This is a genomic window from Nodosilinea sp. FACHB-131 (assembly GCF_014695395.1).
In the GTDB taxonomy this organism is placed as follows: Bacteria; Cyanobacteriota; Cyanobacteriia; order Phormidesmidales; family Phormidesmidaceae; genus Nodosilinea.
Genome location: NZ_JACJOF010000008.1, coordinates 43,223 through 56,397, shown reverse-complemented (window position 1 = coordinate 56,397; position 13,175 = coordinate 43,223). Strand labels below are relative to the sequence as shown.

The following is a 13,175-nucleotide window of genomic DNA, read 5'->3' as shown; positions in this document are numbered from 1 at the left end:
ATGAAAACTCAAGTATTTGTAAGTAGTTTTAACTGAGTTTGTGTTGCAGGGAATCCATAAGTGATTTTTAGTCAGTGGTTAAGCTTAGTACTTTTAGGAATCTGTCTTTATATTTTTTGGCAGATTCGTAACGTACTGCTGCTGGCATTGACAGCAATCACCTTTGCCGTAGTGCTCAACCGCGCCGTCAGACTTCTACAAAAACGAATTCCCGATCGCAGAGTAGCTGTTCTTCTTTTAACCAGCGCTGTTTTACTAGTTGTAGGGGCGTTTGGGATCATTATTGTCCCTCCTTTTGTTGATCAGCTCCAGGATTTGGTGGGTCTAGCCGGCCAAGTTATTGACCGATCGCAATCTTGGATAATGGCCTTAGGCGACATTGTGCCAGGTTTTTCCCTTGAGGATCTTCGAAGCCTTGAGGCTATCCTAGGACAGCTGCAAGCGTTAGATCTAGAGATCCTATTTGGTCGATTTTTAGTGTGGTTTTCTAACACGTTAACCGTTGTATTTAACCTGCTTTTGGTGTCGGTTGTCATCGTCATGGTGCTGCTAAACCCGACGGCCTACCGAAGACTCTTTCTAAGGGTTTTTCCGTCATCTAGAAAGCAACAGGTGAGCCGTGTGCTAGACGGCTGCGAAGAGGCGATCGCAGGTTGGTTTATCGGCATCCTTTTCAACATGACGATCATCGCCCTGATGAGCATGATCGGCCTCTGGATTTTGGGCATTCCCCTAGCCTTTGCTAATGGATTGCTGGCAGGGCTGCTAGCGTTCATCCCTAATCTTGGTCCCTTTATCAGTGTGATTCCGCCTGTTGCGATCGCCCTGCTCGAAGCCCCTTGGAAAGCGATCGCGGTAGTCGTGCTCTACATCGTGATTCAGCAGATCGAGAGTAATATTTTGACTCCGTTGGTTATGAAAAAGCAGGTTTCTCTGCTGCCAGCCATAACGCTACTATCTCAGGTTGTGTTTGCCGCATTCTTCGGCTTTTTAGGGTTGCTGCTAGCTCTGCCCCTAACGCTGATTATTCAACAGTGGCTAGACGAATTTTGGGTAAGAGGCTTTTTAGACCAGCACTAGGATGGTCAGAGTATTTTTAGATAAAGCGATGCTTGCAGAAAAGCTGCAAACATTGCCTGACTAAGGTATGGGCGATACTGGTTTCGAACCAGTGACCTCTTCCGTGTGAAGGAAGCGCGCTACCACTGTGCTAATCGCCCTTGGGTTTTTTAAGATAGCACATCTTCTGGAGCAGTTTAGCGAAAATTTTAGGTCAAGCCATATCGGGAGGGATGGGGCTGCCCTGTTGGGCTTGCTGAAGCTGGGCTTGAATCAGTGCCTGCATGTCTTGACGGCGAATCTCGACGCCTTGGCTTACCTGTCCCGGCGTTTCAAAAAAGATCAGGCTGTCGATGGGCTGCATAGCCAGCAGCTGAAACAGAATGTGCACCACGGGCACCGGCAAGGCCATGACCTGAGGATCTTTGACGGTGGCTTGACTGGTAGCGGCGTCTTGCAGGGTAGGGTAGGCGTAGACAATATTCTTTTGGCTATTGGGCTGGGTACGGTTGCTGAGGGTGGTCATCATCCAGCCCTGCTCTAGGGTTTGCAGCACGTAGTATTGCTCATGCTTGAGCTGCCCGGCGATCGCCTTGAGGGTGGGCGCAATGGTAGTAATGGCATTGCTAGTTACGCCATCGTTGGGGGCACTGTGCTGAAGGGAGGCAACTTGGGCATCAAGATCCATAGCGGGTTCCGAGGGATAGTTGGGGCTAGCGTTGGGGGTGACGGCTTGGGCCAGGAGATTCTTTAGAGACGGCGATAGTCGAAGACTGTTTTATGGAACCATCGCACCTGATCTAGCATCACTTTACCGCAGGGGGCTACCGGCGAGGTGCCCCGCCCCGCATCCATAAAATTACGGACAGATGTTAAGCTGTTGGGTAGCTTGCAACTCTTGGGTAATCAATCTACTTAGACCCAGACTTTTCTACCTTCTGCGTCTAGATTGGTCTCGTTAACAACTGCCATAGCTCGTCCCAAGTTGCAGCGGGCGCATCCACCACGTTCCTAAAAATACCTGAATATCGCTTCACGGGTCTGTGTAGCTTTTTGAGGATAGCCAGATTGAGTCAGGGTATCTGTGCGTTGAGTGTGGATTCGCTTAGCCAGCTTTTCTACCAAGAGTTAAAGAATGGTACTGGTGCCCCGGAGGCGGGGTGCCGGGTAATCGCTCAGCGGCTGGCCAGCGAGGTGCATCGCATTTGTAATGAGAGCGATCGCATTCAGTCGTCGGGCGATGTCGAGGCCTGGGCCAAATCGCTGGGCAAACACCGCCTGGATCAGTGTTTCAAATACTACAACCTGGGATCGCGCCAGGGCCGCGTTGAGCTGCACAGCACGCTCAGCGCCATCGTGTACCGCTACATTACGCCGCCCCAGGTGCAGACTAGCTACCCAGCCCGACTGGCGCTGATCGAAGATTTTTTGCAGGGGTTCTACGTCGAAGCGCTCAACGCCTTTCGGCGGGAAAATCAGCTGGGCGATCGCTACCAACCCCGCACTCTGCTGGAGCTGGCTGAGTTCATGGCCTTCTCTGAGCGCTATGGCAAGCGGCGCATTCCGCTGCCGGGTCGACGCAGCCAACAGCTGATCATCTTGCGGGCTCAAACATTCTCCAAGCAGCAGCCCCCCGAAGTCGCCATCGACATCGAGCAGGCCACCGACTACGGTGGCGACGGCGACGACATCCGCCCTGCCGCTTCCCACCAGCGGGTGCGCGAAGAAATGATCGCCCAGTCCGACGACCTGCCCGAAAATTCCCTGCGGGGACGGGTAGTTGAAGAGCTGCTGGCCTACCTCAAAGAGCGCAACCAGGATGAATGTGCCGACTACTTCACCCTGCGACTGCTTGATCTGCCCACCCACGAAATTGAGGCTCTCTTGGGGCTGACGCCCCGCCAGCGCGACTATCTCCAGCAGCGGTTTAAGTACCACCTGCTACGCTTTGCCCTGTCCCATCATTGGGAATTGGTGCATGAATGGCTAGAGGCCGGCCTAGAAACCAACCTGGGCCTGACTGCCCAGCAGTGGCAACAGCTGCAAGACAGCCTCAACACCAAGCAAGCCCGACTGCTCTCCCTCAAACAGCAGGGCATACCCGATGGCGAAGCCGCTAAAATCATGGGCATAACCGCTACCCAATTTCAAAAACAGTGGACTAAGCTCCTAGAGCACGCGTGGGAAATTCGTAACGTTTAAATATCCGGACAGACCGGATCAGGCCATGAATAGAGACTCAGATATCCCCGAAGACCTCTTGCTAAAGCTCCTGCTAGAGCCACTTTCGGCGGATGACTCACCATCAGGAACGCGCTTTTTCCCGGCTGCTGACGCTGACACGGCGGAGCTAGAGGGGGCAGGATTGCCTACCCCTTCGGTCTACCCTGATCCTGAGACATCTACCCCAGCGCCAGCGGCTTCAGAGGATGATGCGCTCAACCCCAACTACACCCCCGTCTTTGACTCTGGAGACCTATCCACTGTGCAACCCCATTTTGAAGCCCTTTTGAAGCGCCGCCTGCGGCAAGAAATTGCCCATCGCCCGCCTCTGTTTCCCTGGGAGAAAGGTCTGCAAGACTATCCCGATGCTCTGCGTCCTAGCGCCGCCTCTATCTGGTTAGACCACCTTAGAAATCTTTCGGTTCCCGGCGATGTGCCTGAAGATGTGCTGGCCGACTTGCTCAACCAGTGCCAGCAGGTGGCCCAAGACATTCGCCAAACCGGTCGGCGACTGGTCGCAGCGGTTGAAGGATTGTTTCCGGATCAACCCCAAACCCTGGAGTACATTGCCGGGCTGGTGGCTCGACCGGCCTACCGGTCGGCCCAAACCGAGTCTTTGGACCAGGTAGACTACGCTACGGCCTCGACGCAGCAGCAGGTGGCGCTAGCTATGCTGGCCGCCCAGGGCATTTTTGAAGCCCTATCGCTGACGGTGGGAGAGGCTAACCCCACCCAGACCCAGACTTGGCTGACGGCCTCTGGGCTGTTGACGGTGCAGGCGACCTACGCTGCGGAGCAACTGGAGGTAAAAGCAGTCCTACCGACGGACGGTAGCCTGGTGCTGACTAGCCTGGGTGAAACTGTCGGTTCCGAACGCTCTACCCCTGGCGAACTGGTGCTGCGGTTGACCACCCAGCCCGGTGCTGTACATCGTTTGGATGTCAGCCTGGGGCAGACCCAGGTAGCTCCCCTGAGCTTTCAGCTGATGATTGCTGAGCGCTAGAGTGACTCTGGGCAGAGGCTAGCCCAGCGGTTAGCATAGATGCGACCCTCCTCTGGTTTGTCTATGGTCGCGTCCCGCTGGCTCGCCTCTTCTCCCCTGACCCGGCCCATTCCCCTTGATGAAATCGAAGACTCGCGGCTGCTGCGGGTGCTGGTTCAGGGACTGGTTACCGTAGGCATTGGCTCGGTGGTGGTAGCCGCTGCCGGGGTGACGGCAGCCTCCTGGTGGAATTTGCTGGCTATACCCCTGAGCGCGGTGGGGGCTACCTTTAGCTGGCAGCGGCGGCGCGATCGCAACATCGCAATGAAATTTTTTATCGCCATCGGCATGCTGGTGGCCCTAGCGGCGTTTTTTTCTCGGCTGCTTGAAGCGCCCGGCGACACCCGCATTGTGCTAGCGGAGCTCTTGGTGCAGCTGCAAGTGCTGCACAGCTTTGATTTGCCCCGCCGCAAAGACCTGGGCTACTCGATGATGATTGGCTTGATCTTGCTGGGGGTAGCTGCCACCATTAGTCAGACCCTGGCCTTTGCGCCGCTGCTGCTGCTGTTTTTGGCGCTGGCAGTACCGGTGCTGCGACTCGACTACCAGTCGCGGCTGGGGCTAGGGCCGATCGCTTGGGGCGAGATGAAGCTGCGACCGACCCTGGGGCGATTCTTGAGCTTGATGGGGCTAATCGTAGGCCTGGGGCTGCTAATTTTTGTCTTTTTGCCCCGGCTGCCGGGTTATCAAATCCAGAATTTTCCGGTGAGTTCAGTGATTGACACACCGGGGGATTTCTCAGGGGAAGATATTTTGAACTCGGCTTACCGCACCGAGGGTGAAGATGGGGAGGGCGACGGCTTTGGCGACGGTGCTGGCACTATCCGGGGCCAGGGTAAGGCCAGTGGGCCGGGGGTAGTGGATACCGTTTCCTACTACGGCTTTAACCAGCGGATAAATCAAAATCTGCGGGGCACGATGACCCCCCAGGTGGTGATGCGGGTCAGGTCACAGGCGCCGGGATTCTGGCGGGTGCTGGCCTTCGACACCTACACGGGTCAGGGCTGGGATATTTCCCGCAACGATGATGCTCAAACGCTGAAGCGATCGCGGTTTTCGGCCCAGACCTTTTTGCCCACCGACCCCACCCTGGCTCGCAATCGAGAGGTGGTGCAGACCTACACCCTGGTTAGCGAGCTGCCTAACCTGATTCCGGCCATGTATCAGCCTAAGCAGCTCTATTTTCCCACCCGAGAGGTGGCGATTGATGCCGAAGGCAGTCTCAGGTCGCCCGTGATTCTTCAGGAGGGTATGACCTATACAGTGGTATCGCGAGTGCCCTTTCGCGATCGCACCCTGCTGGGCCAGGCGGGCACCCGCTATCCCCCCGGCATTCGCTCCCACTACCTTCAGGTGCCCGAGGAGATTTTGGAGCCCGTGCGGGCCAAAACCCAAGAGCTGCTCGCCACCTCCCCAGTGCCCCTAACTAATGCCTACGAAAAATCTCTCTACCTGGCCCAAGCCCTCAAGCAGCGCTACACCATTCAGCCCGAGCTGCCCTTTTTCAGCGCCGAGCAAGATCTGGTTGAGAGCTTTTTGTTTCAAGCCCAGGGGGGTTATCCCGACCATTTCTCCACTGTGCTAACTATCATGCTGCGCTCCATCGACATTCCGGCGCGGCTAGTGGCCGGGTTTGGGGAGGGCGAGTTCAACCCCTTCACCGGGTTCCATGTGGTGCGCAACACCGATGCCTATGCCCTCACCGAGGTTTACTTTCCCCAGTACGGCTGGTTTGGCTTCGATCCCATCCCTGGCCATGAGCTAATTCCGCCCAGTCTCAGGGAGTACGAAACCTTCAGCACGGTGCGGCGGGTTTGGGCCTGGCTGGCTGGCTGGCTGCCCTCTCCCCTGGTGGGCTTCGTCGATGGCCTGATCACGCTACTCAGCGACGGGATCGCGTACCTACTGCGCACCTTCAATGCGTTGCTGAACCTGGGCTGGGTAGGCATTTTGCTGGGCATCGCGATCGCCACCGCCTTCGGATTCATCGCCTGGCTAGCCTTTTTGGGCCTACGCCGAGGCTGGCGCTACCGACAGCTGCACCAGCTCGCGCCCACCGAGCGGTTATATCAACAAATGTTGACCTGGTTTGCCCACCAGGGCCTCGGCAAAACCCCTGCTGAAACCCCCATCGAGTATGGCCAGCGCCTCTATCAGCAGACCCGACCTCAGCCTGCCCAAGCCGCCAACGAAATCACTCACGCCTACGTCCGCTGGCGCTATGGCGGTGAACCTCAAAACCTTGCTTACCTAAGCGAAAAATTGCAGACTATTCGCAAAAAGGACTATCCCCACCAGCGGCTTATTCGTCGCTAACCCGACACCGATTAGTTCAGGATAATCATTGATTTTCCTGAGGTTTCCGCTATGCTCGATCCATTGGATTGAGTCGGTGAATTAGGGCTGTTGGTGATTTGGCGGCTAGCGCAATTAACCGCTATGTCGCTCTGACTGCCCCATCCCTCACTCGCCCACCCCTCACCCCCCACTCCCCATATCCCCACCGTGAGCCTAAAAACCCTCGTCAAAAATTCCCTCAAGTCGCTCAATATTGCGACCAACGGCAGCACCACCTTCTCGCCGGCCCAGTTCGATGCCGACGTGATGACCACCTACGGGCGCTTCCCCATCGCGTTGACCAAGGGCCGAGGCAGCTTTGTGTGGGATGATCAGGGCCGTCGCTACCTAGACTTTGTAGCAGGCATCGCCACCTGCACCCTGGGTCACGCCCACCCGGCAATGATCGAAGCCGTGACCCAGCAGATGCAAACCCTGCACCATGTGTCAAACCTCTACTACATCCCTGAGCAGGGGGCGCTGGCCCACTGGCTGGTGGAGCATTCCTGCTGCGATCGCGTCTTTTTCTGCAACTCCGGTGCCGAGGCCAACGAAGGGGCGATCAAGCTAGCCCGCAAGTACGCCCATACCCAGCGGGGCATCAACAATCCGCTGATTATTACGGCCCAAGCCAGCTTCCACGGGCGCACCCTAGCCACCATCACCGCCACCGGCCAGCCCAAATACCAAAAGAACTTTGACCCGCTCATGCCGGGGTTCGCCTACGTCCCCTATAACGACATTGCGGCTCTGGAGTCACTGGTGGCAGAACTCGACGCCGCGACGCCTCAGGTGGCCGCCATCATGCTGGAGGCTCTGCAAGGCGAAGGGGGCGTCTGCCCCGGCGATGCTGCCTACTTCCAGCGCATTCGCCAGCTCTGCGACGAAAAAGGCATTCTGCTGATTCTCGACGAGGTACAGGTGGGCGTAGGCCGCACCGGCACCCTCTGGGGGTTTGAGAACCTGGGCATTGAGCCCGACATCTTCACCTCAGCCAAAGGGCTGGGCGGCGGCATTCCGATTGGGGCGCTGCTGTGCAAGGCTTCTTGTGCGGTGTTCGAACCCGGCGACCACGCTAGCACTTTTGGCGGTAACCCCTTCGCTTGCAGAGTGGGCCTCACCGTGTGCGAGACCCTAGAGTCTGAGAACCTGCTGGCCAACGTGAAGCTGCGCGGTGAGCAGTTGCGGTTTGGCCTACAACGCCTGGTGCAGCAGTATCCTGCCCTGCTCGAGCAGGTACGCGGCTGGGGGCTCATCAACGGCCTGGTGCTTCAGCCCAACTCCACCATCAAGTCAGTGGATATTGTCAAAGCCGCCATCGATGAAGGCTTGCTACTGGTACCTGCCGGACCTCAGGTTGTACGCTTTGTGCCACCGCTGAACGTCAGTGCTGACGAGGTGCAGCAAGCGCTAATGACAGTAGAAAAAGCTGTGGCCCTGTTGGTTAAGCGGGAGCATGCTGAGTAACGTCTGAGTTAATCGGTAGATTGTCGGAACACTTTGCTCATTCCGAGCTGACGCTGAGATAGTCGGTGGTTTTGACTCCGTTCGACCACCGACTATTTTTGATTGAGGTAAAGCGTTGTGCTGTAGACGCTGGGCGTTACCCAACTTTTTCAGCCGCTGCCGATTTGCGGGAGAGTAAATAAAACAGTGGGCCAAACGAGCCTGTCGTTAGGGTGGCAACCATCCAAGGCCACGGGTTGCGACCAATTGCTTTAGCATCCCGCCACATCCAAACCATAACCAAGCTTAGGGCAATTACCAGGTCGGCTAAAACTTGACCCTCTCCAAAACTCTGAAAGTGGGGTGCGAGGATGCCCCAATAGCCAGACTGCCAAAGCGCTACGGCGCTCAGTGCCCCAAACAAAATAAGGGTAAAGACAATCAAACTGCGTTGCATAACTGAACCTCTTTAAGGTTGGCATGTTCAGTATTGAGCCTCTACGTTATAGAATCAATTACCTCCAAGGTAATAAAACTAGCGATCGCTGTGGTTGATTTTGACGATGGATAGGTCTGCTCAAACCTTGACTGGTACCTTGCGCCAGGTGCGCAAAGCCCAGCGGCTTAGTCAGCTAGAGCTGTCGTTGCGCTTGGGGGTGTCGCAGCGGCACGTGAGTTTTGTGGAAAGTGGCCGCGCCAAACCCAGCCGCGAGCTGCTGTTAGCCTGGCTACAAGAGCTAGACGCTCCGCTAGTGGTGCGCAATGAGGTCATGTTGCAGGCGGGCTATGCGCCGGTTTACTCTGCTGCGCTCCTAGATGACCCGGCGCTACAGCAGATAAACTCAGCGCTAGAGCAACTGTTGTGTGCCCACGACCCGATGCCCGCCTTAGTTATCGACGAGCACTGGAATTTGCTGCGGCTAAATCGAGGTGGTCAATGGCTGGCCGCTACATTGATGCCAGGGGCGACTGACGTACCAGACAACGCACCGATTAATTTGCTGGATTTGTTGTCTCACCCAGAGGGCTTTGCCAAACCAATCGTCAATTTAGAGGAGGTTGGCCCCACACTGCTGGCTCACCTGCGACATGAGGCTTCTGGGCAGCCTGCGCTAACACCCAAGGTAGACGATTTTGAAGCCATGCTGCACCATCGTCTTGGCGGGCAAAAGCTGCATACGAGTTGGTCGCGCCCCACAGCTCCAGTATTGACAACACGCTATGCCACTGAATATGGCGAACTCGCGTTTTTTAGTATGTTTACAACCTTTGGCACACCCCAAGACATTACGCTGGCCTCGTTGCGGGTCGAGCATTTGTTTGCCGCCGACGAGGCCACCCATGCGGTGCTCAAAGCGCAGGTTCAATAGGTATTTTTGGTGAGTTGCTTAGAAAAATGTGGGGCACGTTCACATTCTTCTAAAGGTAATAATTAACCAAGAAAAAATTCTTGCGATCAAGGTTAGGGCTGAGCAGTCAACCAGGCCATCGCTTCCCGAGAAATATCAGCCGGAACCGTGTGCCCGCCGTTAAATTCTTGATAGCGGGTGTTGTAGTGCGCCTGCTGCAATTGCGAGACGATTCTACGGCTGCACCTGTCAATTGGCAGCACTGGGTCTTGGGTGCCGTGGGAGATGAAGATATGGGGTTCTCCTCGCTGGGTTGCGGGAGCCATAAAACCAGGGGAAAAGGCGATCGCATGGGTAAATAAATCCCCGTTGGTAATGCCCACCGAGAGGGCATAGGAAGCCCCATCGGAAAAACCTGCGATCGCAACTCGGCTCAGATCTATTGCGTAGCGGCTAAAGGTTTGGGCCAGCGCCCGATCCATCGCAGCAATATCGGGGCCGTAGTCACCGACAATCACATCCCAGGTGCGACCCCGTGACTCCACAGCTAGGAGTAGCAGCCCGTAGGTATCGGCCAGCCCTGCCAAAATTCTGAGCGCCCCTTCCGCATCGCCGCCTGCACCATGGAGCATCAGCACCAACGGCACCGGGGTATTGAGCTGATAGCCTTTAGGCACATAGATGAGTCCATCTCGCTGGCTTTCCAAACCTAGGGGATGTAAGCCGCTAGCTGCGCCTGCTTCAGTTGGCAGTTTGGGACGAGCAAGGAGATGGCCTATTTCCTGTTGAGTGCTTTTCACGGGCTGTGTACTTCCTGAGATCAGATCGGTTGTGCAGGCCGCTAGTGCAGCAACAGCGCCCATAAATCCTCCCTTGAGGAGCCTTCGCCGCGTTAGGGTTAAGGGACTGTTTATCACTTCCCTTAGCACTCCTCTTGGACGACCAAAAGATGATGTTGAAGGATAGAAACAGTCTAAAAAGATGCCCGTAGTGACGGCCTCTTACTAACAGCCTTTTAAGGCTAGAAACCCCTCTACCTAACGGAATATCTGACATCCAAGCTATGTTCACTAAATGATTGCCTATTGCCTAAAAAATGAAAAGTTGGCACCCTTCAAATCGTCTTACTCGCCGCCCTAAGGGTTCACCATTATTTTCAAATCCAATGCTACTGCCACAACAGCAATCACAATCAGCCATAAAAAGAGGCCAAGGTTTAATACCCTGACCTCTTTTTATGTCTTACCCTTCAAACAAGGGTTAACCCACTCGTTCTAGCGCGTTCTAGCAATCGTAGTAGAGGGCTAGTTCGTAGGGGTGGGGGCGCAGGCGCATGGGGTTGACTTCGTTGTCGAGCTTGTACTCGATCCAGTTGCTGATGAAGTCTTCGGTGAAGACGCCAGTGCTGGTCAAGAAACTGTGGTCGGCTTCGAGAGCCTTGAGGGCATCGAGCAGCGAGCCGGGGGTCGAGGGAATCTTCGCCAGCTCTTCGGGGCTGAGGTCGTAGATGTCCACATCCAACGGGTCGCCGGGGTCGATCTGGTTTTTGATGCCGTCGATACCAGCGCAAAGCATCGCTGCAAAAGCCAGGTAGGGGTTTGAGGTAGCATCGGGGCAGCGGAACTCTAGGCGCTTAGCCTTGGGGTTATCGCCGGAGAGGGGAATGCGCACCGAAGCCGAGCGGTTGCCCTGGGAGTAGGCCAGGTTCACCGGCGCTTCAAAGCCCGGTACCAGACGCTTGTAAGAGTTAGTGGTGGGGTTGGTCAGCGCCAGCAGGGCGGGGGCGTGCTTGAGAATGCCACCGATGTACCACAGGGCCATTTGGCTCAGCCCGGCGTAGCGATCGCCTGCAAACAGAGGCTCACCGTTGTTCCAGATTGACTGGTGGGTGTGCATGCCAGAGCCGTTGTCGTTAAACAGCGGTTTGGGCATGAAGGTGACGGTCTTGCCCCACTTCTTGGCGACGTTCTTGATGCAGTACTTGTAGATCATCAACCAGTCGGCAGCCTCAATCAGCCGCCCAAAGCGAATGCCCAGCTCGCACTGACCGCCGGTAGCCACTTCGTGGTGGTGCTTCTCGATCGGTACACCTAGCTTGGCCATGGTCAGCAGCATTTCGCTGCGCATATCCTGGGAGGTGTCGGTGGGGGCGACGGGGAAGTAGCCCTCTTTGTAGCGGGGTTTGTAGCCGAGGTTGCCGCCCACTTCTTCGCGACCCGTGTTCCAGCGACCCTCGACGCTATCGACGTAGTAGTAAGCCGAATGCTCGTTTTGGTCGAAGCGCACATCATCAAAGATGAAGAACTCAGCTTCAGGACCAAAGAAGGCGGTGTCGCCCAGACCAGTGGACTTGAGGTACTCGATCGCCTTGGTGGCGATCGCCCGAGGGCAGCGAGCATAAAGCTCGCCGGTGCGGGGCTCTTTGATGGTGCAGATCATGCTCAGGGTCGGCTCCGCCATGAAGGGGTCGATCCAGGCAGTGTCAGGATCGGGCACCATCATCATGTCTGACTCGTTGATGGCCTTCCAACCCCGAATGCTGGAGCCATCGAAAGCTACCCCATCGGTAAAGCTGCTCTCGTCAATCTGGCTCTTGTGTAGAGTGAGGTGCTGCCAGATACCCGGCATGTCAATAAACTTCAGATCAATCAATTCAATGCCGTCATCCTCAATCCACTTCAGGATGTCTGCTGGGGTTGCCATGAACTACTCCTTAGCCTCTTTAGCGTTCAAACGTGGGGAAACCGATTTAACTCGTCGTAGATGATGCCCTGGCTCCGTCCCAAATCCCCTGCCAAATCGGCAAGGCTGCAACAGGCAAGCCCTATACAACACCGGTTTATGGGCACGGGCACTCTGATCCTGTTGGTTCCACAGGTATCAACTCATCAGAATCATCCTAGGGAGAGGGGTTGGCCGGTTTTGTATCACCCAATACTTTTTGTCAGGGAAAGCCAACAAAAGCTCCAGGGCAGACCATGATGTTTTGTAACAATTCGCTCATAAAGCCCCGCCTCTGACGGGCTTGGGCAACCCAGGGGTTGAGCCCCCGTGGTAAACTTCTTCGAAGATAAAACCTGGCATTTATCAGGGTTTTGGCCCTTGGGGTTAGAGCCTTTAGCCAGAGACGGGCAGCCTGCGCCTGCCACCATTTATAAAATGCTGTTTGCCAAGTGAGAGTTGGGAGAAACCACCTATGCGGGACGCTGTCACCACGCTAATCAAGACCTACGACAACACTGGACGCTATCTCGATAGCAGCGCCCTCGACTCTATTAAGTCCTACTTTGACAGCGGTCTCGATCGCATCAAGGCGGCGGCAATTATCAGCTCTAACGCCGCTGGCATTGTCAAAGAAGCAGGCGTCACCCTGTTTGCCCAAGTCCCCGAGCTGATTCGCCCTGGCGGCAATGCCTACACCACCCGCCGCTACGCCGCCTGCCTGCGCGATATGGACTACTACCTGCGCTACAGCAGCTATGCGCTAGTGGCCGGCAACCCCGACGTGCTCGACGAGCGAGTGCTGACCGGGCTGCGCGAAACCTACAACTCTCTAGGCGTGCCCATTGCCCCTACGGTGATCGGCATTCAGCTGATGAAAGACATCGTGAAAGCCAAGGTACAGGAAGCGGGCGTAGCCGATCCCTCTGTGGTCGACTATCCCTTCGACTACATCACCCGTTCGATCAGCGAGACCAGCATCTAGGCGAGATTTGAGG

The 13,175-nt window shown here is 56.0% G+C and carries 11 protein-coding genes and 1 tRNA gene; 7 read left to right on the top strand and 5 right to left on the bottom strand.

Annotation, left to right across the window (positions count from 1 at the left end; all coding sequences use genetic code 11):
* The first annotated feature begins 60 nt into the window (after positions 1–60).
* The gene (locus tag H6F75_RS04980; protein ID WP_190749827.1) at positions 61–1,080 is read left to right on the top strand and encodes an AI-2E family transporter; all 1,020 of its coding nucleotides are present in this window, start codon (positions 61–63) and stop codon (positions 1,078–1,080) included.
* A gap of 68 nt (positions 1,081–1,148) precedes the next feature.
* Here the strand turns inward: H6F75_RS04980 and H6F75_RS04975 are convergent.
* Positions 1,149–1,220, bottom strand: a tRNA-Val gene (locus H6F75_RS04975).
* A gap of 53 nt (positions 1,221–1,273) precedes the next feature.
* Positions 1,274–1,747, bottom strand: a complete 474-nt coding sequence (locus tag H6F75_RS04970) for a hypothetical protein (protein WP_073607888.1) — start codon at positions 1,745–1,747, stop codon at positions 1,274–1,276.
* Positions 1,748–2,112: 365 nt separating this feature from the next.
* Here H6F75_RS04970 and hetZ point away from each other — a divergent pair, with 365 nt between their 5' ends.
* From hetZ to H6F75_RS04950, 4 genes are all read left to right on the top strand, one after another.
* Positions 2,113–3,261, top strand: coding sequence for a heterocyst differentiation protein HetZ (gene hetZ / locus H6F75_RS04965; RefSeq protein ID WP_190749825.1), 1,149 nt, complete (start codon positions 2,113–2,115; stop codon positions 3,259–3,261).
* A gap of 25 nt (positions 3,262–3,286) precedes the next feature.
* Positions 3,287–4,285 (top strand): hypothetical protein, encoded by a 999-nt coding sequence (locus tag H6F75_RS04960; protein WP_190749817.1) that lies wholly within the window; start codon positions 3,287–3,289, stop codon positions 4,283–4,285.
* Positions 4,286–4,348: 63 nt separating this feature from the next.
* Complete coding sequence (locus H6F75_RS04955) at positions 4,349–6,640, top strand: DUF3488 and DUF4129 domain-containing transglutaminase family protein (protein WP_242019693.1); 2,292 nt, start codon at positions 4,349–4,351, stop codon at positions 6,638–6,640.
* 288 nt (positions 6,641–6,928) lie between these two features.
* Entirely contained in the window at positions 6,929–8,128 is a 1,200-nt protein-coding gene (locus H6F75_RS04950) for an aspartate aminotransferase family protein (RefSeq protein ID WP_199303760.1), read from the top strand.
* A gap of 136 nt (positions 8,129–8,264) precedes the next feature.
* Here the strand turns inward: H6F75_RS04950 and H6F75_RS04945 are convergent, their stop codons facing one another.
* Positions 8,265–8,564 (bottom strand): DUF2834 domain-containing protein, encoded by a 300-nt coding sequence (locus H6F75_RS04945; protein ID WP_190749811.1) that lies wholly within the window; start codon positions 8,562–8,564, stop codon positions 8,265–8,267.
* Positions 8,565–8,670: 106 nt separating this feature from the next.
* On the opposite strand from H6F75_RS04945, the gene H6F75_RS04940 reads away from it, so the two are divergent.
* Positions 8,671–9,477 (top strand): helix-turn-helix transcriptional regulator, encoded by an 807-nt coding sequence (locus tag H6F75_RS04940; RefSeq protein ID WP_190749809.1) that lies wholly within the window; start codon positions 8,671–8,673, stop codon positions 9,475–9,477.
* A gap of 92 nt (positions 9,478–9,569) precedes the next feature.
* On the opposite strand, the gene H6F75_RS28720 is transcribed toward H6F75_RS04940, so the two are convergent.
* Positions 9,570–10,256: a PHB depolymerase family esterase gene (locus H6F75_RS28720; protein ID WP_199303756.1), complete on the bottom strand. Its 687-nt coding sequence runs from the start codon at positions 10,254–10,256 to the stop codon at positions 9,570–9,572.
* 484 nt (positions 10,257–10,740) lie between these two features.
* Positions 10,741–12,159 (bottom strand): type I glutamate--ammonia ligase, encoded by a 1,419-nt coding sequence (glnA, locus tag H6F75_RS04930; protein ID WP_190749805.1) that lies wholly within the window; start codon positions 12,157–12,159, stop codon positions 10,741–10,743.
* A gap of 493 nt (positions 12,160–12,652) precedes the next feature.
* Between glnA and apcB the strand changes: the two genes are divergently transcribed.
* Positions 12,653–13,162 (top strand): allophycocyanin subunit beta, encoded by a 510-nt coding sequence (apcB, locus tag H6F75_RS04925; protein WP_190749803.1) that lies wholly within the window; start codon positions 12,653–12,655, stop codon positions 13,160–13,162.
* Positions 13,163–13,175: the final 13 nt, after the last annotated feature.

Bases quoted from the DNA above. Each gene is read 5' to 3' on its own strand.
- H6F75_RS04970 (WP_073607888.1), bottom strand. From the start codon at position 1,747: ATGGATCTTGATGCCCAAGTTGCCTCCCTTCAGCACAGTGCCCCCAAC.
- H6F75_RS04960 (WP_190749817.1), top strand. From the start codon at position 3,287: ATGAATAGAGACTCAGATATCCCCGAAGACCTCTTGCTAAAGCTCCTG.
- H6F75_RS04955 (WP_242019693.1), top strand. From the start codon at position 4,349: ATGGTCGCGTCCCGCTGGCTCGCCTCTTCTCCCCTGACCCGGCCCATT.
- H6F75_RS04950 (WP_199303760.1), top strand. From the start codon at position 6,929: ATGACCACCTACGGGCGCTTCCCCATCGCGTTGACCAAGGGCCGAGGC.
- H6F75_RS04945 (WP_190749811.1), bottom strand. From the start codon at position 8,564: ATGCAACGCAGTTTGATTGTCTTTACCCTTATTTTGTTTGGGGCACTG.
- H6F75_RS04940 (WP_190749809.1), top strand. From the start codon at position 8,671: ATGGATAGGTCTGCTCAAACCTTGACTGGTACCTTGCGCCAGGTGCGC.
- glnA (WP_190749805.1), bottom strand. From the start codon at position 12,159: ATGGCAACCCCAGCAGACATCCTGAAGTGGATTGAGGATGACGGCATT.
- apcB (WP_190749803.1), top strand. From the start codon at position 12,653: ATGCGGGACGCTGTCACCACGCTAATCAAGACCTACGACAACACTGGA.